The 22,628-nt window shown below is 66.8% G+C and carries 22 protein-coding genes; 8 read left to right on the forward strand and 14 right to left on the reverse strand.

Going from position 1 to position 22,628, the window contains the following annotated elements:
- Positions 1-10: 10 nt before the first annotated feature.
- The gene (locus MU553_RS07400) at positions 11-412 is read right to left on the reverse strand and encodes a DUF5802 family protein (RefSeq protein ID WP_247377246.1); all 402 of its coding nucleotides are present in this window, start codon (positions 410-412) and stop codon (positions 11-13) included.
- Between the two features lie 129 nt (positions 413-541).
- Here MU553_RS07400 and MU553_RS07405 point away from each other — a divergent pair, with 129 nt between their 5' ends.
- The 3 genes from MU553_RS07405 (at position 542) to MU553_RS07415 (ending at position 3,253) form a co-directional block, all read left to right on the forward strand.
- The gene (locus MU553_RS07405; protein ID WP_247377247.1) at positions 542-1,186 is read left to right on the forward strand and encodes a DUF1405 domain-containing protein; all 645 of its coding nucleotides are present in this window, start codon (positions 542-544) and stop codon (positions 1,184-1,186) included.
- Positions 1,187-1,282: 96 nt separating this feature from the next.
- Positions 1,283-2,545, forward strand: a complete 1,263-nt coding sequence (locus MU553_RS07410; RefSeq protein ID WP_247377249.1) for a hypothetical protein — start codon at positions 1,283-1,285, stop codon at positions 2,543-2,545.
- A gap of 54 nt (positions 2,546-2,599) precedes the next feature.
- The gene (locus MU553_RS07415; RefSeq protein ID WP_247377251.1) at positions 2,600-3,253 is read left to right on the forward strand and encodes a metalloregulator ArsR/SmtB family transcription factor; all 654 of its coding nucleotides are present in this window, start codon (positions 2,600-2,602) and stop codon (positions 3,251-3,253) included.
- Here MU553_RS07415 and MU553_RS07420 read toward each other — a convergent pair.
- Positions 3,250-3,798, reverse strand: coding sequence for a hypothetical protein (locus tag MU553_RS07420; protein ID WP_247377253.1), 549 nt, complete (start codon positions 3,796-3,798; stop codon positions 3,250-3,252). The two genes, MU553_RS07415 and MU553_RS07420, sit on opposite strands and share 4 nt — an antisense overlap.
- A 95-nt stretch (positions 3,799-3,893) precedes the next feature.
- Here MU553_RS07420 and gatD point away from each other — a divergent pair, with 95 nt between their 5' ends.
- Positions 3,894-5,141: a Glu-tRNA(Gln) amidotransferase subunit GatD gene (gatD, locus tag MU553_RS07425; RefSeq protein WP_247377255.1), complete on the forward strand. Its 1,248-nt coding sequence runs from the start codon at positions 3,894-3,896 to the stop codon at positions 5,139-5,141.
- Positions 5,142-5,145: 4 nt separating this feature from the next.
- Positions 5,146-6,063: a GNAT family N-acetyltransferase gene (locus tag MU553_RS07430; RefSeq protein WP_247377257.1), complete on the forward strand. Its 918-nt coding sequence runs from the start codon at positions 5,146-5,148 to the stop codon at positions 6,061-6,063.
- Here the strand turns inward: MU553_RS07430 and MU553_RS07435 are convergent.
- Genes MU553_RS07435 through MU553_RS07445 form a run of 3 tightly spaced genes read right to left on the reverse strand, consistent with a single transcriptional unit; the run spans position 6,060 to position 8,841 of the window.
- Positions 6,060-6,338 carry a ubiquitin-like small modifier protein 1 gene (locus MU553_RS07435; protein ID WP_247377259.1) on the reverse strand — a complete coding sequence of 93 codons (279 nt, stop codon included), beginning with the start codon at positions 6,336-6,338 and terminating at the stop codon, positions 6,060-6,062. The genes MU553_RS07430 and MU553_RS07435 overlap by 4 nt on opposite strands.
- 44 nt (positions 6,339-6,382) lie before the next feature.
- Positions 6,383-7,597, reverse strand: a complete 1,215-nt coding sequence (locus MU553_RS07440) for a TrkA C-terminal domain-containing protein (RefSeq protein WP_247377261.1) — start codon at positions 7,595-7,597, stop codon at positions 6,383-6,385.
- 2 nt (positions 7,598-7,599) lie between these two features.
- Positions 7,600-8,841: a potassium channel family protein gene (locus tag MU553_RS07445; protein ID WP_247377264.1), complete on the reverse strand. Its 1,242-nt coding sequence runs from the start codon at positions 8,839-8,841 to the stop codon at positions 7,600-7,602.
- A 131-nt stretch (positions 8,842-8,972) separates the two neighbouring features.
- Here MU553_RS07445 and MU553_RS07450 point away from each other — a divergent pair, with 131 nt between their 5' ends.
- The gene (locus MU553_RS07450; protein ID WP_247377266.1) at positions 8,973-10,121 is read left to right on the forward strand and encodes an NAD-binding protein; all 1,149 of its coding nucleotides are present in this window, start codon (positions 8,973-8,975) and stop codon (positions 10,119-10,121) included.
- 3 nt (positions 10,122-10,124) lie between these two features.
- Here MU553_RS07450 and MU553_RS07455 read toward each other — a convergent pair whose 3' ends face one another.
- From MU553_RS07455 to MU553_RS07480, 6 genes are all read right to left on the reverse strand, one after another.
- Positions 10,125-11,723 carry an HPP family protein gene (locus MU553_RS07455; protein ID WP_247377269.1) on the reverse strand — a complete coding sequence of 533 codons (1,599 nt, stop codon included), beginning with the start codon at positions 11,721-11,723 and terminating at the stop codon, positions 10,125-10,127.
- A 41-nt stretch (positions 11,724-11,764) separates the two neighbouring features.
- Positions 11,765-13,930, reverse strand: coding sequence for a hybrid sensor histidine kinase/response regulator (locus tag MU553_RS07460; RefSeq protein ID WP_247377271.1), 2,166 nt, complete (start codon positions 13,928-13,930; stop codon positions 11,765-11,767).
- Positions 13,931-14,018: 88 nt separating this feature from the next.
- Complete coding sequence (locus MU553_RS07465) at positions 14,019-14,744, reverse strand: guanosine phosphorylase (RefSeq protein WP_247377273.1); 726 nt, start codon at positions 14,742-14,744, stop codon at positions 14,019-14,021.
- Positions 14,745-14,785: 41 nt separating this feature from the next.
- A complete protein-coding gene (locus tag MU553_RS07470) occupies positions 14,786-15,289 on the reverse strand; it encodes a hypothetical protein (protein WP_247377275.1) in 504 nt (167 codons plus the stop codon).
- Positions 15,286-15,939 (reverse strand): hypothetical protein, encoded by a 654-nt coding sequence (locus MU553_RS07475; RefSeq protein ID WP_247377276.1) that lies wholly within the window; start codon positions 15,937-15,939, stop codon positions 15,286-15,288. The genes MU553_RS07470 and MU553_RS07475 overlap by 4 nt, the downstream gene beginning before the upstream one ends.
- Positions 15,940-16,448: 509 nt before the next feature.
- The gene (locus tag MU553_RS07480; protein ID WP_247377278.1) at positions 16,449-17,297 is read right to left on the reverse strand and encodes a DUF63 family protein; all 849 of its coding nucleotides are present in this window, start codon (positions 17,295-17,297) and stop codon (positions 16,449-16,451) included.
- 80 nt (positions 17,298-17,377) lie between these two features.
- On the opposite strand from MU553_RS07480, the gene deoC reads away from it, so the two are divergent.
- Positions 17,378-18,022 (forward strand): deoxyribose-phosphate aldolase, encoded by a 645-nt coding sequence (gene deoC / locus MU553_RS07485; RefSeq protein WP_247377280.1) that lies wholly within the window; start codon positions 17,378-17,380, stop codon positions 18,020-18,022.
- Between the two features lie 21 nt (positions 18,023-18,043).
- Here the strand turns inward: deoC and MU553_RS07490 are convergent, their stop codons facing one another.
- Positions 18,044-19,714 carry a spermidine synthase gene (locus tag MU553_RS07490; RefSeq protein ID WP_247377281.1) on the reverse strand — a complete coding sequence of 557 codons (1,671 nt, stop codon included), beginning with the start codon at positions 19,712-19,714 and terminating at the stop codon, positions 18,044-18,046.
- On the opposite strand from MU553_RS07490, the gene MU553_RS07495 reads away from it, so the two are divergent.
- Positions 19,713-20,972, forward strand: a complete 1,260-nt coding sequence (locus MU553_RS07495) for a tRNA (N(6)-L-threonylcarbamoyladenosine(37)-C(2))-methylthiotransferase (RefSeq protein WP_247377283.1) — start codon at positions 19,713-19,715, stop codon at positions 20,970-20,972. The genes MU553_RS07490 and MU553_RS07495 overlap by 2 nt on opposite strands.
- Positions 20,973-21,002: 30 nt before the next feature.
- On the opposite strand, the gene MU553_RS07500 is transcribed toward MU553_RS07495, so the two are convergent.
- Positions 21,003-21,593, reverse strand: coding sequence for a methyltransferase family protein (locus MU553_RS07500; RefSeq protein ID WP_247377285.1), 591 nt, complete (start codon positions 21,591-21,593; stop codon positions 21,003-21,005).
- A gap of 63 nt (positions 21,594-21,656) precedes the next feature.
- A complete protein-coding gene (locus MU553_RS07505; RefSeq protein ID WP_247377287.1) occupies positions 21,657-22,592 on the reverse strand; it encodes a cation diffusion facilitator family transporter in 936 nt (311 codons plus the stop codon).
- Between the last annotated feature and the right edge of the window lie 36 nt (positions 22,593-22,628).

Here is a 22,628-nt window from a genome sequence, read left to right on the forward strand (position 1 = left end):
CGCTGAGGGCTTAAAATGCCTGGCCGCCGAAATTCCCGCCGAAACCGCTGCCGTCGCTTTCCTCGTCGAACTCGAACTGGCCCGTCAGTTCGAGGAGCTGTTTGGCCCGATCGGCCTTTGCGAGCAGGACCTCTCGGAGCGCGGGCGGGTTCCGAATTCGACTGTCTTCGAGCACGGTTTCGGGGACTGCGAGCGTATTTGGCGGGAGCCCATCGTCGCCCGTCACCGGAAAGTGACTCGCGTCGAGTTTCATCACGAGCGGGTTGTCGAGGCGCTGGATGCCCTCGCCGTCTGTATACAGTTGTTCGTTGACTCGCTCGTGTTGCTCGCGACACATGGCTGCCGTTTCCCGCTCGTCCGGCTCGACGTACAACCGGCCGAGGTAGTATCCGCTCGAAAACCGTTCGAACATGCTATACGATAACGCCTACCAACCGATCGGATAAAAGCCTTGGCCAGTGGACTTATGCCGTCGTGCAAACAGCGGGTTCGGGCGGTCGGAGGCGACACGGCTTTGGGGACGGGCGGGCAGGATGGGGTAATGTGGCGACGTGAGGGGCGGGTCATCCCCGCGCGGTGGGCACAGTACTATCTCGGAAACGCGCCGAGCCTCGTCTGGCTGCTCGTGGCGAACGTGTTCGCGGTGCTGGTCGGCATCCAATACTACGTCGCGACGATGCCCGGGGTCTCGACGTTCCTCTGGCCGTTCTACGTCGACTCGCCGGTCGCAGTGTTCCTGATGGCGCTGTCGATCGCCACGTTGCTTCCGTTCATCGGCCGGCCGCTCGACGCCGTGCCTCGGACGCGGGTCCTGGCGTACCTCCACACGCTCGCGTTCGTGTGGCTCGTGAAGATGGGACTGTGGACGTTCGTCGCCCTCAATCTCGGCTTTACGGCGTACTTTCCAGCGGTGTGGGCGTACTTCGGTATCATCCTCACGCACCTCGGTTTCGTCGCTGAAGCGTACCTAATCCCCCATTATGGAGCGACTACTCGGGGCGCGCTGGCGGCCGCACTCGTCCTGTCGGTGGGAAACGATATCCTCGACTACGGGTTCGGCCTGCATCCGCCGTTGCGGTACGAACCGACGCTCGTACTGGTCGTTTCGACGGTTATACTCTCCCTGCTCTCAGTCGCGCTCGCCGGTCTCGCGCTCGATAGATTACCGGGTCAGAACGGAAAGTAAACGCTATTAGACGATGTGAGTCCGCGAACGTGGTCGGTTGAACGGTACGAACGGATGTTCGCTTTTTTGTGTCTTTCTGGATAAGGGGTGAGTAACATGAGCGTCCGTCAGGCTACGTTGGTTGTACTACTGGTCGCTGTGGGGACTGCGCTCGCGGTGGCCCCGGCTGCTGGCTCGACGGCCAGTGACGGGGCCACGGGCCCGGCGGCAGCGCTCGCGGCAAACGAGACGAACGGATCGAGTAGCGGTGGCGTGAGCCTGGGGACGCAGATCTCCTCGTTTATGCAGGCGAGCTCGGCCGAGGTCAACGGGTCCATCGACGCGGGCATGTGGCGGGCGGAGTTCAACGCGTCGAACGGCTCCCAACGGGACCGCGTCGTCGAGAACCGAATCCGGACGCTCGACCGTCGACTGGACCGTCTCGAAGCGCGGATGGGCGACCTGGAGGCCAGACACGAGAACGGCACGCTTCCGGAGGTCGCCTACGTGGCGCAGGCGACTCATCTCACGAAACAGATCGACTCGCTCCAGCAATCTATCAACGACACCGAGACCGCGGCGACGAGCGCCGGTGTGAACGACACGCGACTCGACCGACTGCGAACCGAAGCCGCAAACGTGAGCGGCCGCGAGGTCGCACAGACCGCCAGGCGGCTCCCCGTCGTGAACCCGCCTGGACGCGACGAGCGTGGGCCGCCGGACCGTGCTGACCAACCGGAAGAAGCCGGCCCACCGGAGAACGCTGGTCGACCCGATGACACTGGGAAGCCAGCCGAACCTGGTCGACCGGCGGACGTCGGTCCAGCCAACGAGACGAACGGGCCCGATGCTCCTGGGAAACCGGCGAAGGCCGGCCCGAACGCGAATGAGACCGGGGCCGACGAGACGGGGCCGTCAGAGTCGGCGCCCGGACGGGCCGACGACGCGTCAGAAGGCCCTGGGAACAACGGGTCCGACAGCGGGACTCCAAACGCGGGCGAGTCCAGGCGGTCAGGTGACTCCGAAAACGCAGCTAACGGGGCAGCGAACGCTCCTGACGACGATACTGGCGTCGCTTCCGAGGATAGCGAGAGCGCGGGCAGTGGTTCGGGAAACCCGAAGAGCGGTGACGGTCAGGGCGCCGGGAGCCCGAGTGCCGACGAGAACCCGTCCAGTGGAAGCGCTGGCGATGAACCCAACGAGAACGCCGACCGTGGCAACTCCCAGAAGGCCGGTGACGGAGACTCTCAGAAGGCCGGCGGTGGAGGCTCCCAACCGGGCGGCAATGGGGGCTCCCAACCGGGCGGCAATGGGGGCTCCCAACCGGGCGGCAATGGGGGCTCCCAACCGGGCGGCAACGGCAACCCACGTGGTCGGTGACGCGCCGGCGGCTTGCAGTTAACCTTTTCACTACCCTTCGCTTACGTCCGGTAAATGGACTCCGCCGAGTTACTCAACCTCCTGGGTAACGAGAATCGCAGGCGTATCCTCCGGCTGCTCGCACGGAAGCCCTGCTACGTGACGGAGATCAGCGAGTACCTCGGTGTGAGCCCCAAGGCAGTCATCGACCACCTCCGGAAGTTAGAGGAGGCGGGCCTCATCGAGAGTCGCGTCGACGACCAGCGCCGGAAGTACTACTTCATCTCTCAGAACCTCCGCCTGGAGGTGAGCGTCTCCCCTTACGGGTTCGGCATGAAAAGCGCCTACCCGGCCAGCCAGAGTCTCGACGTGGGATCGACCTGCCGCCATCTCAAGATCGAGTTCAACACGGACGACGCGAGCGAACTCGCCGACCTCGCCGCGGAGCTGAACACGCTCGAACAGCTCGAGAACGAGCTGTCGATGGCCCAGCGGTGGGTTCAGGGCAGACTCGCCGACGTGATGGAGCGACTCAGCGACGAACTCGGGACCGACGACACGCGACTGTACGCTGACCTCCTGGGGACGCTCGCCGATGGCCCGAAGACCGTCGACGAGCTCACCCGGCGCACCGAAGCCCCGAACCCGGTCGTCAGGGAGGCCCTGTCGGAACTCGCCGAGCGTGGCATCGTCGGCAAAGACGGCGGTCAGTGGCGGCTCCGCGACTAGAGGTCTCTCGTGAGGCCGTCGCGCAGGTCGCGACCGAAGTAGTGGCCGACGAGTCCGGCGAGGCTCCCGGCACCGACGCCGAGCACGACCAGCGGCAGTCCCAGCCCGAACGCAGCGAGGATCAGGTGGTCGAGTAGCGTGCCGAGGCCGGCGGCGATCGCCCCGGCGAGCAGCAACTCCAGGTACCGAGGTCTGGCGTCGGCGAGTCCGACGCCGAACCCGACCGTCGCGATCCCGACGAACCCGGCGAGGCCGCCGAGGAACGGGATCGGGACGACGGACCCCGCGGCGACCATCGCGACCAGCACGAGTCCGAGAACGAACAGGAACACCCGCACGGAGAACAGGCCGCTGAACGGCGACGCCAGGCTTTCTCGGAGCCGGCTGGTGATCGTCGCCTCGCTGGCGGCTGCTGCCGGCTCGTCCGGCCCCGGTCCGCGGTCGACGTCCGGGCCCGGATCGACGTCCGCTCTGACGCCGGCGTCGTCGAGCAGGTCTGCGGAGTCGTCGACCGACCGATCTCGCTGGTCGGTTCGTTCAGCCATCGTGTGTGAGAATTCGACCTGTGCGGACGTGAGTCTTTTCCCGGCGCGGTGCGCGAAAAGATGGTTTCAAGTCCGGGCGTGCGGTACGCGAGCGTATGAACCCAGGGGACCGGGTCCGCGTCGACCGCGCGGACCAGACGTACGAGGGCGTCCTCTTGCCCTCCACGACGACGGAGAACCTCGTCGTGAAGCTCGATAGCGGGTACAACGTCGGCGTCGACCGCGACGCGGCGGACGTGGAAGTACTCGAATCTGACGTGTACGCCGTCGAGGATGCACAGGACACCGACGGCGAGTCCGAAATCGAGTTCGACGAGGACCTGCCGACCATCTCGCTCATCTCGACCGGCGGGACCATCGCCTCGACCGTCGACTACCGCACCGGCGCAGTGACCGCTCAGTTCGACGCCGAGGACGTGCTGCGAGCCGTCCCGGACCTGGCCGGCCGTGCGAACTACCGGGGTCGCGTCGTCGCGAACATCCTCTCGGAGAACATGACGCCCGACGTCTGGCAGGACCTCGCCCACGCAGTGAAAGAAGAGATCGAAGCCGGTGCGGACGGCGTCGTCGTCATGCACGGGACCGACACGATGCAGTTCACCGCCTCGGCGCTCGCCTTCATGCTCGACACGCCGGTTCCCATCGTGTTCACCGGGAGCCAGCGCTCGGCCGACCGGCCGTCCTCGGACAACGTCATGAACGCCGTCTGCGCGGTCGAGGCCGCCAAGGACGACTGCGCGGAGGTGCTGGTCTGCATGCACGAAAGCGAGTCCGACGACGTCTGCGCGCTCCACCGCGGGACGCGCGTTCGGAAGAACCACACCTCTCGGCGCGACGCCTTCGAGACCGTCGGCTCGGAACCGCTCGGGCAGGTCGATTACGACGCCGAGGAGGTCACCTTCAACCGAGACCACGTCGAGCGCGGCGAGCGCGAGTTGGCGCTGGCCGACGACCTCGAAACCGACGTGGACCTCGTGAAGTTCACGCCCGGCACCAGCCCCGCGCTGCTCGAAGCCGCGGCCGACGGCGCCGCGGGCGTCGTCATCGAGGGCACCGGTCTCGGCCACGTCAACACCGACTGGATCGAGACGATCGACGAACTGACCGACGCCGGCACCGCCGTCGTGATGACGAGCCAGTGTCTCGACGGGCGCGTCTGCGATCGCGTCTACGACACCGGCCGGGATCTGCTCGACGCCGGCGTCGTCGAAGGCGAGGACATGCTCCCCGGCACGGCCAAAGTCAAGCTGATGTGGGCGCTCGCAAACGCCGAGGACGTCGCCGAGACGATGCAGGAACCGCTCGCTGGCGAGATCACCGACCGCTCCGTTCCCTGGACCTGAGACGATGGCGCCCACCGTCCGCCAGGCCGCGGCCGACGACTACGAGGCGGTCGCGGCGTTCACCGAGGACACCTGGGCCGACCGCGACGTCGGCGACTACATCGCCGACGTGTTCCGCGAGTGGGTAGCGTCCGACGGTCCGAGCCAGCGGACGCTCGTCGCCGAAGTCGACGGTGACGTGGTCGGGCTCTGCCAGGGCGTCCTGCTCAGCGACCACGAGGCCTGGGCACAGGGGATGCGCGTCGACCCCGACTTCCGAGGTGAAGGCGTCGCCGTCGCGCTCACCGAGGCCGTGTTCGAGTGGGCGCGCGACCGGGGCGCGACGGTGTGTCGCAACCTCGTTTTCTCGTGGAACGACGCCGGCCTCGGGCAGTCGCGAGCGGTGGGCTTCGAACCAGCGACCCAGTTTCGCTTCGCGCATCCGGAGCCTGACGCCGACGCCGAAGCGCCGGCCGAGACCTCGGGGGAGCTGTCGGTCACCGACGACGCCGCGGCCGCCTGGAGTTGCTGGCAGCGCTCCGCGGTGACGGCGGAGCTTCGCGGCCTGATGCTCGATCCGACGGAGACGTGGGCCGTCTCGGAACTGTCTCGCCAGCAGCTGTTGGACGTAGCCGACGACGAGCGCGTGTTCGCGGTGCAGGGCGAGAACGGGACGCGCGCGGCGGCCGTGCGCGTGCGTGACTACGAGAGTACGGACGGTGAGACGCGGTACGCCGAGTACGGCTTCGCGACCTGGACGGACGTTCCGGCCGCGCAGACGGTGTTCGCGGCCATCGAACGCGACGCCGCGGCGCTCGGCGTGGACGAGACGCGGGTCGTCATCCCCGAAACTGCGCGCCACGTCTCAGACGCGGCGTACGCGCGGGCGAACGTCGGCGAGGCACCCGAGTTCGTGCTGGAGAAAGACCTGAGTGAGAGTTAGCCACCGCTGACCGGCGGGAACAGCGCCAGTTCGTCGCCCTCTGCCAATTCCGTCTCGTACCCGTCCTTCTCGACGAACGGGTTGTCCCCGTTGTGGAGGACGCGGATGTGGTCCTCGATCTCGCCGTTCTCGTCGAGCACTTCCTCGCGGAGTTCCGGGTGGGCGTCCACGAGCGCGTCCAGCGCGTCGCCGAACGTCGCGCCGGGATCGACGTCCACCGAGACTTCCTTGGTACCGACAGTCTCCGCGAGATTGGCGAAGAGCTTCCACTGCATACCAGAAGAGGCGGCCGCGGCGACAAAGAGGATTCCGGGTCCGCTCAGTCCCCTTCGGCGGGCGGCTCGGTCGGCTCGCTCTCGGGAGTGTCGCCGCGAGCGGCAGCCGCCGCGTCGAGCTTGCGGAGTTCCTCCGGGCGAGCGATGGCGTAGAGCGCGTCGCCTGGATCGACGAGACGACTGCGTTTCGGGAGGGTTTCGACGTCGCCGTCGGCGACCCGAACGGCGATGATGGTAACGGCGAGCGAGCCGAGGGGCTGGCCGGCGAGCGGGCTCCCGTCGCGAACGGTGACGATGCTCATCGTCTCGTCTGCAGCCCGGAGCAGCGACGTGAACTCGCGGTCGGCGCGTGGCTCGACGGGGAGCGTCACCAGCCGGTACCGGGTGGTCTGATCGAGTCCGTCCGCGTCGGCGGCGTCGATCGCCAGGGTCACCACGTCGTCGGCGATGCCGCGGATCTCGCCCGTCGTCACGTGCTCGATCGGGTCGGTCGTCCAGACCTGAACGACGTCGCCGGCGCTGGCCGCGAACGCGGGGTCGGCGTTGATCGCGACGGCGGCCGTTTCCGGCGGGAGCGTCGGGCCGATCCCGGCGGCGCGCGCGCCCAGCGCGAGGTACTCGACGCTGCCGTCGGCTGCGACGTCGACGTCCACGTGGCCGACGTCGTAGTCGGCTTTGAGCCGGGTTCGCAGTCGCTGTTCGAGCTCGCCGACGGTCAATCGCTTCGGAAAGAGGAACGTGTGGCCGGCGAGCTGAGCTTTCGTCTCCGCCGGGACGGGATCGTAGCCGACGATGTCGTCGATCTCCTCGGGGAGTTCGACGGCGATGACCCGGCCGACGGCCTCGACGACGCGGCTCACCTCGCCGTTGACCTTTCGACCGCCGGCCGCGACGAACACGTCTTTGCCGAGGCGGTCTCCGACGGCGATCGCGCCGTACGCGGCGACGCCGGCGACGAGGAACGCGCTGACGTTGAACAGCGCCGTCGTCGTCGAAAGCGGGTCCGGTCCCGTCCCGGTGATGACGTGTCCGAGGGCGCGGCGGGTGTTGAGATACGCAGCGACCCCGCTGAGGCCGACGAGAACCGGGAGGCCGGGCTGGACGCGTTCGTTGGCGTACCACCGGAACACCAGCGCGACGGTGCCGGAGAGCGATCCCGAGAGGAGCGCCATCCCCACCAGTCGGGTGACGGCGATCACCGGGTTGTCGATCACCGAGACGTCCTGGAGCGCGAGTCCCGCCGCCGTCTCGATCGACATCGCTACGCGACTGCCTCCGCGAAGCGGTCGAGCGCGTCGCGGCTGCCGACGGCGAACACGTCGTCGCTCTCCGTGAACTCGAAGGTTCCCGTCGGCACGAGCGTCCAGCCGGACTGCCGTCTGACCGCCAGCACCGCGACGCCGTAGGCTTCCCGGACGGTTGCCGTCCCGAGCGTCGCGCCCTCGATCGGACTGCCCGACGTGACCGTGAACCGCTGGAACAGCTTGCCGTTTCGCCGGAGGAGCGAGACGAGTTCGTACTCCAGACGGCTCCCCTGGGCCTCGACGACGACCTGGACGGCGTCTGCCTCGACCAGTTCTCCCGCGTCCCGGTGTGGGACGGCGACGGTGAGCCGACCGCGACCGCCGGTCGTCGTCGGCGCTCGGACCGGCGACGAGACGGGTTCCTCGTCGTCTTCAGTCGGGTTGGCCGCGTCGCGTGTCGACGCTGCCGGCTGCTCCCGGCCGGACGCGTTCTCGTCCGACTGCGCGCTGACGACGGTTCCGACGAGTCGCCCGCCGTCCGTGACGAGTCGGACCTCGTCGCCGCGCGCGAGTCCCGTCGGAACGAGCGTCTCGACGGAGACTGCGCGTTCTCCCATGGAGACGCGTTTCGAGAGTCCCGAGAACGGCGGGGCGGCGACGACCGACGCCTGGCCGCGCTCGTCGATGCTGACGGCCACGTCGCCGAGGTCGAACTCGGTCCGGAGTCGTTCGGCGAATCGCGTTTCGAGCGCCGAGATCCGGAGGTCCGCCGGGAACGTGTACTCGGCGTCGCGGATCTCTGCCCGCAGGTCGGCGGGTAACGGTGGAAACCCCTCCATGTCCGCCACGTCGCCGGTGACGCGAATCCTGACTTCGTCGAGGCCGCCGATGAGTTCGACGACGTCACGCGAGAGCGTCCGCTCGCGGAGCGTCGACAGCGAGAGCCGCTTTGGCACGGTCTCGCCCATCTGATCGCCCTTCGCGTGTGCGTACAGCGAGAGCGCGGCCACGACGAGGATGCCGGTGACGAGCGTGGGCGCATTCGCCGATTCGGTCACTGCCGGATTCGCCAGCGCGAGGAGGCCGCCGCTGACTCCGGCGAGCGCGACTGCCAGGACCAACACGCCCAGGGGCGGGATGGTCACGCCGGTGAAGTACTTAAACCCGAATCCCAGCGCCCACGACACGAGCGCCGGGATGATGCCGGTGAGGATTCCGAGATAGATGCCGAGGAGGATCTCGACTGGTGCCGACGCCATACGCCGGAGCATGCCACCTGCTCACTAACCAGTACTGGCGACACCGTTTCCGGTTACAAACTCGCCCGGCGACCGCCGGCGATGTTCGCCTGTCCCGCGAACTTATCCGGCCGCCCCTCCGAACGGTGGACATGGCACCCCGGGGGACGCTGCTCCGCACCCGCGCGGCCGTCGTCACGACGACGATCGTCGCGCTGCTCTCGTTCGGGACTGGCATCCTGAAAATCGGTGCCACCGACGTCCAGGGGCCACTGGCGCCCCACGTCCCGACGGCCGTCGCCCAGACCGCCGGGTTCACCGGCGCACTCACCGGCTTTCTGATGCTGGGGAGCGCCCTCGGCCTCCGCAGGGGACTGCGCGTGGCCTGGTATTCGACCGTCCTGCTGTTGCCGATGACGGCGCTCCAGGGGCTCGCGCAGTCGAACGTCGCGTCGTACCCGCTCGTGGTGCTGTCGCTGCTCTCACTGCCGGCCGTCCTCATCAACTACCGGCGGTTCGACCGACACCTCGACCTCTCGACGGCGCAACTGGCCGCGGGTGCCGCCCTCGCGGGGACCCTCGTTTACGGAACGGTCGGAGCCTACGCGCTGCGCGCGGAGTTCGACGGCGTCAACACGCTCACCGACGCGATCTACTACACCATCGTCACGGCGAGCACGGTCGGTTACGGGGACGTCGTCCCCTCGCTGTCCGCGCGGGCGCGACTGTTCTCCATGTCGGTCGTCCTGCTCGGGACGGTCAGTTTCGCGCTGGCACTCGGCTCGCTGCTCGGTCCGGCCATCGAGGCCAGACTCGCACATGCACTCGGAACCATGACTGACAGACAGCTCGAACTGCTCGAGGACCACGTCGTCGTCCTCGGCTACGGCGACCTGACGGAACCGATCATCGAGGAGCTCCAGGGCGCGACGCCGTTCGTCGTCGTGACCACCGACACGGCCGCGGCCGCGGACCTCCGCAACCGCGACGTCGACGTACTCACGGCCGACCCCAGCGACGAGGACCCGCTCCACCAGGTCGGCATCGCGGACGCTCGCGCGGTCGTCGCGGCGACGAACAACGACGCCGACGACGCGCTGGCGATCCTCACCGCCAAATCACTCAATGCCGATATTCGCATCGTCGCGGCCGCGACCGAACGCGAGAACGTCGACAAACTGCGCCGTGCGGGGGCGGACGCGGTCATCAGTCCGGCGCTGATCGGCGGCCACCTGCTCGTCGAGTCGGCGCTCGGCGACGCGGACGTCGAGTCGCTCGCCGACCGACTCCTCGAAGAGTGAGAATCACTGGCGGAACTTGCGGTCGACGATGGCCACGTCGCAGTCGAGGTCCTGGATTCGCTCGAAGGTCGGCGGCGAGATGAGCCGCGAGGCGGCGCTGCGGTCCATGCTCGCGCCCATGAACACGAGGTCGTACTCGGCGGCGTGATGATCGAGGAACTCGGCGATGGGGTCGGGGGAGACGAGCGTCTCCAGTGGCCCGTCGAACGGGTCGACCAGGTCCGAGAGCATCTCCTGGGCGCGCCGCATCTTCCGTCCCTGCTCGACGCAGTTACAGACGCTGACCTGTCCGGTCTGTCCCGTCAGTCGGATCGCGAAGTCGATCATCGCGTGGGCGACGTCTCCTGCCCGGCGGACGGGGACCATCACGCGCCGCCACCGGGTTCGCCCGCTCTGTGAGCGGTGAACGAGCACGTCCACGTTCCCCCGAAACAACGAGCGGACGAACGGCGAGAGGCTCCCGTACTGTTCCTCGTAGGGCGTGGCGATGAGGTCGCAGTTCGCCTGCCGCGCCGTCTCGAGGACGAGCGAGGCGGTGTTCCCGGTGTCGACGGCGACGACGACCTCGCAGGGGACGCCGACTTGTGTTTCGATCTCGGCCGCCCGCTCTTCGAGCCGCGTCGCTGCCGCCGCGACCGCTCTGTCGGCGGCGATCTTGTCCATGAGGTCGGCGGGAGAGAGACCAGGTGATCGCGGCTCCGAGTCGGTCGCGCCCTCCGAGACCGTCTCCTCGGAGTTTGGACTGCCGCCGTCTGCGCCGACGTTCGGGGAGAGCCGGGCGGCGTCACGGCTGAGGAGTTCCCGCTGGGCGGCCGCGACCGCTTCACTGTCCACGATGTCGAGCAAGACGACCTTCCCGGCGTCGTGGGCCGCGGCGAGTCGGGCGCCGAGCATCGCCGTCTGGTCCGCGGACTCGGTTCGCATCGGGACCAGCACGTGGTCGTCCCCCTTCGTCGATTCGTAGAGGTACTGGGCACGCTGTTCGTAGAACTGGCGGTACCAGACGACGAACGCGCCTGCGACGAGCGTCGAGGAGACGAACACGCTGGCGACGTACGTGAGTTGCGGCGTGACGGTGACCGTCACGCCCGACACGAGCACGACCGAGATGTCGGCGACGTTTCCCACGTCGATGATGTGGACCAGGAGCGCACTGGAGTACGCGGACGCTTCCTCGACGTTCAGGAGCCACGTCACCAGCCCGGTCAGGAAGATACTGACCGCTGCGGCGGTCGGCGAGACGGTAAAGCCGCCGGACTGTGTGCTTCCCGTCAGGAGTTCGTAGGAGAACCAGCCACACAACGCACCGATCGTGAGGCCGCCGATGAACCGGCTGGGGGAGGCGTACTCGCTTTCGGGCTCGGCAAAGAGCGTGTACGTCCCTGACGCCAGCGGCGGAAAGAGGAGATACGGCAAAATCCCGACTGCGTTGGACAGCCAGGTCACGAGCGCGATGAGCAGCGGCACGAAAATCACGATCGAGAGGTGAACGAGGTTGCGCGTATTCTCGAGCCAGCGACGGATCTCGTAGCTCTCGCGGCGCTCGAACCGCCTGATTCGCGTCAGTGCGGCGTGGTAGCGCTCACGCAACCGGTCGCGCATGGGGTGGCCTATGCTGACCAGCGTATAAAAACGATCCGCCGCTACCTCGTCTCGACCGAGGAGAACTCGAATCGCGCGCCACCCGACGCGCTTTCGGTGGCGGTGACGTCCCAGCCGTGGGCGCCAGCGATCTCGGCGACGATCGCGAGTCCGTAGCCGGTCCCGTCTGGCGAACGGGAGTACCCGGACTCGAAGATCCGATCCCGTTCCGCTGGGGGAATCCCCGGCCCGTCGTCGGCGACGTAGAACCCGTCGTCGGTGACGCCGACCGTCACGGTGACGTTCGAGTCGCCGTGTTCGACCGCGTTCCGAAAGAGGTTCTCCAGCAGGCGCGTGAGTCGGTTCGGGTCGGCCCGGATCGCCCCCGCGTCGGGAACGCGGAGCGTCGCCTCTCGCGTCTCGACGTGGAGCCAGGCGTCTTCGGCGACCGTCGTCAGGGCGACGCGGTCGCTGTCAGCGACGGTTTCTCCCTGTCTGGCCAGCGTGAGGACGTCGTCGATGATGTCGTCGATGCGGTCGTGCGCGCGATCGACGTGGTCGAGGTGGGTCGTGAGCGTTCCTTCGCCGGGGGCCGATCGGTCGGCCAGTTCCCTGCGGAGGAGCTCGGCGCGTCCCATCGCGACTCCGAGGGGATTTCGCAGGTCGTGGGAGAGCACGTCGGCGAACGCGTCGAGGCGTTCGTTCTGTCGTTGGAGCTGTCGTTCGCGTTCTTTGCGCTCGGTGATGTCACGAACGATCCCCGTCGTGCCCCGGTACGCGTCCTCGTAGGGGAGGAGGGCGAGTCGGTTCTCGAAGATCCGCTCCTCGCCGTCGTCCTGATAGGCGACGAACTCGAACACGGCCTCGTCAGCGTCGCTGTCGGCAGAGAGGAGGTCACGGAGAGCATCGACGTGTTTCTCGAGGGCCGACTCCGCGACGACGCCGTCCGTGACCAGTTCCGGGATCGACGTGCCGAGGAGCTCGGATTTCGGTCGGCCGATCATCTCGGCGCCGGTCTCGTTGATCTCGATGATAGTCCCACCCGCGTCGATGGCGAGCGCCACGTCGGGAATGGTCTCTACGATCGTCTGGTACATGGCCAGGTCCCGCTCGCGCTCTTTGCGCTCGGTCACGTCCCGCAGGATCCCGACGGACCCGACGTATTCGTCGTCTTCGTCGGTCAGGATGGCGACGTTGTCCTCGAAGATACGGCGGTCCTCGCGCAGGTCGGTCTCGAACTCGAAGCGGCCGCGGTCTCGGCCATCGCTTTCGAGGAGCTCCTGGATGAGCGTCGTCCCCTTCCTGACTGCCTCCTCGCTCATGTACTCCGAGACGTGAGCACCTTCGAGTTGGCTCCGCGGAACGCCCGCGTGGTCAGTGAACCCCTCGTTGACCATGGTGATCCGGCCCTCCGTGTCGAGGACGTACATCGGGTCACCGACGGTCTCGACGAGCGTCCGGTACTGTTCGAGTTCGCGCTCGCGGCTCGTGCGCTCTGAGACGTCCCGACAGATGGCCATCACTGCTGGCTCGCCGTCGTAGGTGATCCGCGAGGACGTCAGTTCGATGGGCACGCGCTCGCCGTCTGGCCGGAGGGCAGTGAACTCGTAGCGGTTCGGAACGTCGCCGCCGTCTTCGCGTCGCACGTACCGGTCGGCAAGGATTTCCCGGTCCTCCGGGACGACGAAGGAGGGCATGGACGCCCCCTGAACCTCGTCGACTGTCGTGCCCAGGATCGTCGCCGCCGTCTCGTTTGCGAACGTGAACGTTCCGTTCTGGACGATGAGGACGCCGTCGTTCGCCTCTTCGACCAGCGTCGAGTACTTCTGTTCGCTCTCTTCGAGGGCCGCCTGTGTGCGTCGCCGCTCCACCGCGTTCCGGATGCGGTTGACGAGCACCTCGTACTGCTCGGTGCCGCTCTGTTTCTGGAGGTAGTCGGTGACGCCGGCGGAGATCGCTTCGCTGGCGATCTCTTCGCTCCCTTTCCCCGTAAAGAGGATGAACGGGAGGTTCGGGTGGGATTCTCGAACCCGCTCCAGAAACGTCAGGCCGTCGGCGCCCGGCATCTCGTAGTCACTGACGATGCAGTCGACGGACGTCGACCGCAACGTCGCGAGCGCTGCGTCGGCGTCCCGTTTCGCGATGATCTCGATGTCCTCGGTGTGCGCTCCCATCCACGCGGACACCAGCTTCCGCAGTTCCTCGTCGTCGTCGACGTGCAGTACCATAACGTGATCTCGAATCCTACCACCCCGGCAAGTATTTCTCCGTTTCCGGTGATCAAATAAAATAATTCCGACGAGACAGTGCCCGGATTCAGAGCGTCGTCGTCGCAGCCAGTGCGATTCGGATGGCGCGCTCGACGTTGTTCTTCGCTTTGGTCGGCAGCTCCTCGTCGTCGGTTTCGCCCTTCTGCGTGCCCTCGACGAGGTTGCCGTCGACCGTACAGATAGCGCCTGCTCGCATTCCCTTTCGCCGAGCCAGCGAGAACACGGCTGCGGCCTCCATCTCGACGGCCAACATCCCCGCGGCTTCCCAGTCGTCGACGTACGCCTCGGTTTCGGCGTAGAAGGCGTCGTCAGTGGCGATCGGGCCGACGTGGACGTCCTCGCCGTTTGCCTCCGCAGCGTCGACCAGCGCGGACAGCACGTCGTAGTCGGGGACGGCGGGGAGCGTCTCGCTCTCGTAGCGCTTCGAGGTCCCCTCGTCTTTGGCTGCCCCGGTCGCGACGACCATGTCGCCGATCTCGATGCCGGCCTGGAGCGCCCCGGTGGTCCCGACGCGGATGACCGTCTCGACGCCGACCGCGTGGAGTTCTTCGACGGCGATCGCTGCCGACGGACAGCCGATGCCGGTCGAACAGATCGTCAGGTCTCGTCCCTCGAAGGTGGCGTTGACGACCTTGTACTCGCGGTTCTCGGCGACGACGGTCGAGTCGTCACAGAGCGACGCGATCCGGTCGACGCGACCGGGGTCACCGGGAATCAGTGCGACGTCGGCCAGGTCCCCTTCGCTCACCAGGAGATGTGGTTGCTTGGACATGCGACTCCCTTGGGAGGGCCACTACAAAACCACGGGGGACTTCATCGGACTGCGGTCGCCGCCAGCGGCACGACGATCCCCAGCGACGCACCGAACACCGCCGTCGACGCGAGCCAGTGCCGCCGGACGGCTCCGGCCCGGTCGCGGGCAGCACCCCCGTATTGTGGGAGAATGTTGTACGCGAACACCCCGAAGCTGAACGCGGTGACGAGCGCGACGGCGACGGCGTGTGCGCCGAGAGAGAGACCCGCCACGCGGGAGACCGGGGGGAAGACGCCGTCCAGGGCGATCCCACAGACAGCGTACGCGGCGCCTGCGAGCGGGCCGAACGCGTGGTGAACGGCCACGGCAGCACGGCTGGACACCTGCGAGGGAACGGTCTGTTGGATCACCGACGTGGTGACGACTGCCGGCGTGTACCCCTCCGGGAGGCCCAGCATCGGGACGTTCATGAAGATCGCTGCGGCCAAGCCGGAGAGGATCGCGACGGCTACCCAGAGCGGTGCCGGCAAGGGTGTCACGTGCGTTGCGTGTGCGACGATCACGTTCCAGAATCCTCACCGCCACTCGATATCGGACCGAGGAACTGCGACAGCGAGAGGTCCGTCGACTCGACGTACTGCTTCGTCCGGTACGTGACGTACGACGGGAAGCCGATGAGGAAGAACACGAACGCCGTCAGGAACAGCCGGCCCACGGAGACGGGCAGTAACTGCTGAGTCGGCGTCGACGTCTCGGTAATCAACAGTCCCAGCAGGAAAATCCCCGCGAAAATCGAGTGCCGGCCGAGGCTCCCGATGAAGGCCCACTTCGGGCTCTCCTCGATCTCCGAAGCCTGTGGTGGCCGGCTCATCGGCTCTGTCACCGGTGCACCCGGGGGCGGTGAAACCTCGGCTGGTTCGTCGGCTGGCACGTCGACTTCAGCGGCCTCACTCTCGGGTTCTTCGGGTTCGGCAGGTGTTGCACGCCACCACACACGTCCGACGCCAACGTCCTTCGAGTCGATCTCCTCCCGATCGACCAGGTCTTCCAATCGGTTGAGCGTCGCACGCTTGCCGATGGGTAGCTCCTCGGCGACCTCCGACGTCGTCAGTACCGGGTCGTCGGTCGCCTCGAAGACTCCGAGAATGTTCTCGTCACGAGCCTTCTGGGCGGGTGCCCGAGGATACTCGTCTGAGTCGGAGTCTGAGGACATATACATCCATATTTCGTGCATACGCATTAACCTTGGGATTCTAACCATTACTGCTCAGAGGCTCTAACTCCAAATTTCGCCCTTACGAAGTAAGGTTCACGAGCAGTAACCTTTATGATTCACCGAGCGTATTGAACGGATAGGGACGCGGAGACGTGGACGGTTCCGTTCGGTGTCCGTCTTCGTCTGCCGCGTCCACACCCCCTCACCCCACAAACACCGAACCTCACTCTCGTACCCCCAACCCAACACCACGGGGCGGTCACTTCCGCCCCCATTTCGTACCCCCCAACACGTTCTCTCACTCGCCGGCCTGATAGCCACTGGCCTCCGTCTGAGACCTGGCGTTCGTAACGCCGACGTTAGCTTCCCCTATGGATCGCCGGGCAGCGATCCCCTCTTCGAGTCGCTGACGCAGTCGCTACGGTGAGTGGTGGGTCAGAATTCTCATGGTCCACCGGAACGGGCGGAAGCGACACGCACGACGGTCGGGGTGATCGAACGGCTACCTATATCGGTGCGGCAGCGAACAGCAAGAGGTTGTGCGCTCCTGGTCCGAGGCCGACAGCGGCGACGACGCCGAGACCGACGTTTCCCTGAACGGGGTCTTCTTCGACGAAATCGGCGAACAGGGCGAGCACTGCCACGGCGACGCCGACCTTCACGAGGACGAACAACCAGCCGGTCCCGACGACCGATGCTGTCGGAAGTGACCCGGCGACGTCCATGATCGCGCGGGGAATCGGGCTCCGCTCTGCCGTTCCGAACAGATCGACACCGATCGCCGTCGAGACGCCGTCGAGAACGTGCCCGAACACGACGAGCGCACCGAGACTGCCGGTCGCCGTCGTGATCGACGGTCGAACCGACCGGACGAGTACGTACACGACGGCCGTGAAGACGATCGAGAGGAGCAGACCGAGTACCGGGAACTGCAGTGAGAGGCTGCCGCTGGCTGCCCCGGCCGCCAGCACGACTGCACTGGCGAGGATGGCCGTGACGAAACCGACGCCACCCAGTAGCGTGGGCACAGTGAGGCCTTCGATGGCGACGAGCGTCGTCCAGACCCCGCCAGCGACGAGGAAGGTCGTGGCGTACACCGTCGGGGCACTCAGGAGCGGTGCCACGACGGCCGGTGCGCTTTCGAGCTGGTAGAGAACGTGTAACGCCGCCCCGGTGACCATCCACGGCCCGAAGGCGACGACTACTCTCCGTGTAACGGCCGGTCGTTGGCGGAAGAGGCTGCCACCGACGACGGCGAGCCCCACCACAATCCCAGCCAGATACGGGAGTGGTGGAACGACGAGACCCTCGGGGAGCACCTGCAACGGAACCGGTGTGAGGCCACGCGGGAGCATATCGGAGGGGGCGGGCCGGCCGCCGAAAGCCTTCCGGTACTCCCGGCCACCTTTTTAACCAGGCGACTGTATGGGCGCGCATGGACGTGCCGGGACGGATCGACCACACGGTTCTCGGGCCGACGACGACGGACGAGGACGTGTTACGAGTGCTCGACGAGGCCATCCAACACGGGATGAACGCCTGTCTCCCACCGTGTTACGCGGAACTGGCCGCGAGCTACGCGCCCGAGACGACGATCGCGACGGTCGTGGGGTTCCCGCAGGGGCAGCACACGTCCCGCGTCAAAGCGACCGAGGCCGAACGGGCGTGGGACGCCGGCGTCGACGAGATCGATCTGGTCGCCAACGCCGGCCGACTGAAAGCCGGCGACGAGGACGCGTATCGCGACGACGTCGCCGAGGTCGTCGCAGCCGTGCCGATCCCGGTGAAAGTCATCGTCGAGGCGCCGTTGTTGACCGACGAGGAGATCGACCGCGCGTGTGCGCTCGCCGCCGAGGCGGACGCCGACATGGTGAAGACGGCGACCGGCTTCGCCGACGGCGGTGCGACGGTGGCCGACGTCGAACGCATGAGCGAGCACCTCCCGGTCAAAGCCAGCGGCGGCATCGGCTCGTGGGCGGACGCCGAGGCGATGCTCGACGCCGGCGCCGAGCGCATCGGTGCCAGTAGCGGCGTCACCATCGTCGAGGAGTGGCGAGCGGCGGCCGAGCAAGAGGGGTGAGTCGCTGTGGAACTGACCGGATCAGTCCGTAGTGTCGTTCGCCCGCTCGACCACGTATCGCTCCCCGGCCTGGGAGCGGAGTAACCGGTCGACGGGTGCGTAGTCGTCGCGGAGGATCGGTGCGTCTCCGACCGGCACGTTCGACCGATACTGCGAGACGGGTTCGGCGAGCTCGATTCCGACGTCGCGTTCGCGTTGCCGCCGCTCGAGTTCCGCACGCGTCACCCGAGTCGCGGTCTGCGTCGCGATCAACTCGATGTTCTGCCGTGAATTCCGGTCGGCGGTCGGGAAACTGTAGACCGTCGGGAACACCTGGTTCATGGTGCGGTACTCGGCGCGGTAGAACGCGGACCCCACGCCCGACCGCGCGGAGATGACGTTCGCGAGCACGACGCCGTCGTCTGTCAGGTGTGTCCTGGCCAGGCGCATGAACTCGACCGTGGTGAGGTGGTGTGGCGCTCGATCGGATCGGTAGGCGTCGACCACGATCAGATCGTACGTCCTGTTGGTCTGGTCGAGATACACCCGGCCGTCCATCGTGTGGACCCGGAGGCGATCGCTCTCCTCGACGTCGAAGTACTCTTTCGCGACTCGAACGACTTCCGGGTCGATCTCGACGACGTCGACGGTGGCGTTGTACTCCTCGACGAACCGTTTCGGCCCCGAGAACCCGCCGCCACCGATGAACAGGACGCGGTCGACCTCGGGGTCGTCTCGCAGAAGCAGTGGCAGGTGGAAATAGCGCGAATACTCGAAGACGTACCTGTCGGGCCGGTCCTTGTCCAGGGCGCCGTGTGGTGAGCCGTCGAGATACAGCGTCCGAATCCCGTTGTCGTCGGCGACGCGAAGGTCCTGATAGGCGGTCTGGGTCTGGTAGACCGTCGAGTCGCCGACCGTGGTCCCGACGGTCGCGAGGGTGAACGCACCGACCAGAAGCGCGAGGACCAGCACCGCGCCGCCCCAGTTTCTGGTGTCCGATCTCGGGGTGACCGTCGCAGCCGCACCGACCAGCATGAGACCGAACGCGAGTCCGATCGTGGTCACGTCGACCGAGGGGATCAACACGAACGTCGTTCCGAACGCACCGACGATGCTGCCGACGGTTCCCAGGGCGTAGACGCGTCCCGAGGCGGTACCGGTGCTTTCGGCTCTGTCGAGTTCGGCCGCGTACGGGCTGACGAACCCGATCAACACCGTCGGCGGACCGAAGAGGGCGGTGATCGGAATCACCGGCGCGTACCGCTGGGGGACGGGGAGCCCCGCCATCGCATCGAGAAACGGCTCGCCGAGGACGATCACCACCGCGACGCCCATCGCTGCGCCGAGCAGAACTGACGCCATCGCACTTCGGGACGCCTCGACGGCGGCGCGGACGCCGCCGATCCAGTACCCCAGGCTGAGGGCGGCCAGGAAGACGCCGATGATCGAGCCCCAGACGTAGATGCCGCTGCCGAACGTCGGTGCCAGGAGCCGACCGGCGAGGATTTCGAGCCCCATGCTCGCGACGCCGGCGATGAACACCGCGATTCCGGTCCGTGAAATCGTCGGCGCCGAATCGGCTGCCTGACGGTCCTGCGTCACGCGCGGTCGTACCGGGACCAGCGGGAAAACGATGCCGAGTTCGACCCGGATTCGGGAGTGCAATCCGTCGCGCTTTTGCTCGCCCAGCCGCGAGTAGCAGACGAGTCGCATGGCCCGCTATCACATCGAGACGTACGGGTGTACCTCCAACCGCGGGGAGACCCAGCAGATCGAGCAGGCGCTCCGCGAGGGGGGCCACCACCCGGCGGACGCCCCCGACGAGGCCGACGTGGCGATCCTCAACACCTGTACCGTCCTTGAGAAGACGGAGCAGAACATGCTCCGGCGGGCCAAAGAACTGGACGCCGAGACGCCGGGCGATCTCGTCGTCACGGGCTGTATGGCGCTCGCGCAGGGCGAGCTGTTCCGCGAGGAGGAGATCGACGCGGAGGTACTCCACTGGGACGACGTTCCACAGCACGTTCTCAACGGCGAGTGCCCGACGGTCACGCCGGACACCGAACCGGTGCTCTCCGGGGTCGTCGGCATCCTCCCGATCGCTCGCGGTTGCATGAGCGACTGTTCGTACTGCATCACCAAGCAGGCGACCGGCCGCATCGAGAGCCCGTCCGTCGAGGAGAACGTCGAGAAGGCGCGCTCGCTCGTGCACGCGGGCGCAAAGGAGATCCGAATCACGGGCCAGGACACCGGCGTCTACGGCTGGGACACCAACCAGGGAACGAGTCTCCTCCCGGAACTGCTGGACCGCATCTGTGACATCGACGGCGAGTTCCGCGTTCGCGTCGGGATGGCCAACCCGAAGGGCGTTCACGGCGTTCGCGAGGAACTGGCCCGAGTGTTCGCCGAGAACGAGAAGCTGTACAACTTCCTGCACGCGCCGGTCCAGTCCGGCAGCGACGACGTGCTCGCCGACATGCGCCGCCAGCACCACGTCGACGAGTACGTTGAGGTCGTCGAGACGTTCGACGAGTCGCTGGACTACTGGACGCTCTCGACTGACTTCATCGCGGGCTTCCCGACCGAAGAACCCGCCGATCACGAACAGAGCATAGCGCTGATGCGTGAAACCCGCCCCGAGAAGATCAACGTCACGCGGTTCTCGAAGCGGCCGGGCACCGACGCCGCGAACATGAAGGGCCTCGGCGGCCAGGTCAAGAAGGACCGCTCGAAGGAGCTGAGCGAACTGAAGATGGACCTCGTCGGCGAGGCGTACGAGGAGATGGTCGGTACCGAGCAGTCGGTACTGTTGATCGAGGACGGCACCGACGAGTCGCTGGTGGGCTACGACGAGGCCTACCGGCAGGTCGTCATCGCCGACGGCGAGGAGCGCGGACTCGAACTCGGCGACGTCGTCGACGTCGAGATCACGAGCCACAACACCGTCTACGCGTTCGGGGTGCCGAGCTAGCGATTCGGTCGTATTCCGGAGTCGACGGCGTCACCAGAGTCCCGGCACCAGCCGGTAGGGCGTTCGCTCGGCGTACTCCTCGTACGCGTCGCCCAGTTCCGCGCGCAATAGCTCCTCCTCGACGGTGATACGGTACCAGTACCCGACCGCGAGGGAGACGGCAACGACCGCGAGACTCAGCCAGTTCGCGAAGACGACGCCGATTCCGAGATAAGACAGCGTGCTCCCGAGGTAGCTCGGGTGGCGGACCCAGTGGTACGGGCCGTCTTCGATCACGGACTGGTCGTCCTCGACACCGAGGTCGACCGTGAAGTACCGTCCGAGTTTCTGAACGGCGCACTCCCTGAGTACGCCGCCGGCGATCAGAAACACGATGCCGAACCAGAAGGCCGGTCGCGGAGCTCTCATCGCTGCCCACGGTGCGACGTAGTGAAAGGCGACAGCTGCCACGATGCCTGCACTGGTGAGAGTGCCGAGTACGAGTTTCGAGTGGCGGCGTTCGCGCCGGACCGCACCCGTTCGTTCCCGGCCCAGCAGTCGTGCGTTCAGCAAGACCCATCCAAGGAACACGGCGTAGAACACGTACGTGTATGGAGGGGTGTCGATCAGCGACGGGGACATAGTCTGGTGTTAGTCGGGCACTCTGGTAAGTGTTGGTGGCGCAACTCGAACGCACTGGGGCGCTCACGAGTCGCCGTCTGCTTCCGGTTTCCGGCCGACGAGACGGTCGATCTCGGCGTCTTCTTTCCACTCGCCGAGTTCCTTGGGGTCGACGTGGACGAACACGTCGTCGACTTCCGGGAGCGCCCGGATCGACTCGATGATGGCCGTCTCGATGTCGTGGGCTTCTAGTAACGTCCGGTCGCCCTCGACTTCGATGTGGAGCGAGACGTCGATCTCCGGACCGACGTAGTGGGCGATGACGTCGTGGGCGCCTTCGACTTCTGGGTGAGCGAGCGCCCGACGGACGATTTCGGCGCGGAGGTCTTCCGGCGGCGCGGCACCGACGAGGTAATCGAGATTGTCGCGGACCACGTCGACGCCGGTCGCGAGGATGCCGATCCCGACGAGGGTCGCAGCCAGCGGGTCGAGCAGTGGGAAACCGGCGGCAGCACCGGCCACGCCGACGAGCGCGGCCCCGGCGGTGAGGATGTCGAGTCGGTTGTCCTTCGCCGTCGCGATGACGGCCGGCGAGTGGTGCTCGCGGCCGATCTTGAGACAGAACCGGTAGAGTACGTACTTTGCGGCTGCCGCCCCCGCTAGGACGCCGATCGCGATCGGGTTCCGGGTGACGGTCACGTTCCCCGTCAGGAGTGCAGTCCCCGACTGCCAGATGACGGCCGCGCCGGCGGCGAAGATCCCGAGCGCGATGAACAGGCCGACGAACGGTTCGATGCGCTCGTGGCCGTGAGGGTGCTCGAAGTCCGGCGGCTGCGTCGTCAGGTAGATCCCCGCGAGGATGACGACGCTGTAGACGGAGTCTGCGAGGCTGTTGACGGCTTCGGACCCGACGGCGAGACTGCCGGTGACGTACCACGTCGCACCTTTCGCCAGCGCCAACAAGAGGTTGACACCGAGGACGACGACGGCGACTCGTCGAAGGGCCGAAGACCGTGCCATTACCCACCCTTTCGAAACGTGGCACTAAAAGTCGCC

It is taken from the genome of Halorientalis brevis, assembly GCF_023077655.1.

What these genes read in the sequence shown, in the direction of transcription:
- MU553_RS07505 (WP_247377287.1), bottom strand. Translation starts at nt 22,592, where the DNA reads ATGGCACGGTCTTCGGCCCTTCGACGAGTCGCCGTCGTCGTCCTCGGT.
- MU553_RS07460 (WP_247377271.1), bottom strand. Translation starts at nt 13,930, where the DNA reads ATGGTACTGCACGTCGACGACGACGAGGAACTGCGGAAGCTGGTGTCC.
- MU553_RS07405 (WP_247377247.1), top strand. Translation starts at nt 542, where the DNA reads ATGTGGCGACGTGAGGGGCGGGTCATCCCCGCGCGGTGGGCACAGTAC.
- MU553_RS07500 (WP_247377285.1), bottom strand. Translation starts at nt 21,593, where the DNA reads ATGTCCCCGTCGCTGATCGACACCCCTCCATACACGTACGTGTTCTAC.
- MU553_RS07490 (WP_247377281.1), bottom strand. Translation starts at nt 19,714, where the DNA reads ATGCGACTCGTCTGCTACTCGCGGCTGGGCGAGCAAAAGCGCGACGGA.
- MU553_RS07450 (WP_247377266.1), top strand. Translation starts at nt 8,973, where the DNA reads ATGGCACCCCGGGGGACGCTGCTCCGCACCCGCGCGGCCGTCGTCACG.
- deoC (WP_247377280.1), top strand. Translation starts at nt 17,378, where the DNA reads ATGGACGTGCCGGGACGGATCGACCACACGGTTCTCGGGCCGACGACG.
- MU553_RS07410 (WP_247377249.1), top strand. Translation starts at nt 1,283, where the DNA reads ATGAGCGTCCGTCAGGCTACGTTGGTTGTACTACTGGTCGCTGTGGGG.
- MU553_RS07440 (WP_247377261.1), bottom strand. Translation starts at nt 7,597, where the DNA reads ATGTCGATCGAGACGGCGGCGGGACTCGCGCTCCAGGACGTCTCGGTG.
- MU553_RS07445 (WP_247377264.1), bottom strand. Translation starts at nt 8,841, where the DNA reads ATGGCGTCGGCACCAGTCGAGATCCTCCTCGGCATCTATCTCGGAATC.
- MU553_RS07415 (WP_247377251.1), top strand. Translation starts at nt 2,600, where the DNA reads ATGGACTCCGCCGAGTTACTCAACCTCCTGGGTAACGAGAATCGCAGG.
- MU553_RS07430 (WP_247377257.1), top strand. Translation starts at nt 5,146, where the DNA reads ATGGCGCCCACCGTCCGCCAGGCCGCGGCCGACGACTACGAGGCGGTC.
- MU553_RS07465 (WP_247377273.1), bottom strand. Translation starts at nt 14,744, where the DNA reads ATGTCCAAGCAACCACATCTCCTGGTGAGCGAAGGGGACCTGGCCGAC.
- MU553_RS07495 (WP_247377283.1), top strand. Translation starts at nt 19,713, where the DNA reads ATGGCCCGCTATCACATCGAGACGTACGGGTGTACCTCCAACCGCGGG.
- MU553_RS07400 (WP_247377246.1), bottom strand. Translation starts at nt 412, where the DNA reads ATGTTCGAACGGTTTTCGAGCGGATACTACCTCGGCCGGTTGTACGTC.
- MU553_RS07455 (WP_247377269.1), bottom strand. Translation starts at nt 11,723, where the DNA reads ATGCGCGACCGGTTGCGTGAGCGCTACCACGCCGCACTGACGCGAATC.
- MU553_RS07420 (WP_247377253.1), bottom strand. Translation starts at nt 3,798, where the DNA reads ATGGCTGAACGAACCGACCAGCGAGATCGGTCGGTCGACGACTCCGCA.
- MU553_RS07435 (WP_247377259.1), bottom strand. Translation starts at nt 6,338, where the DNA reads ATGCAGTGGAAGCTCTTCGCCAATCTCGCGGAGACTGTCGGTACCAAG.
- MU553_RS07475 (WP_247377276.1), bottom strand. Translation starts at nt 15,939, where the DNA reads ATGTCCTCAGACTCCGACTCAGACGAGTATCCTCGGGCACCCGCCCAG.
- gatD (WP_247377255.1), top strand. Translation starts at nt 3,894, where the DNA reads ATGAACCCAGGGGACCGGGTCCGCGTCGACCGCGCGGACCAGACGTAC.
- MU553_RS07480 (WP_247377278.1), bottom strand. Translation starts at nt 17,297, where the DNA reads ATGCTCCCGCGTGGCCTCACACCGGTTCCGTTGCAGGTGCTCCCCGAG.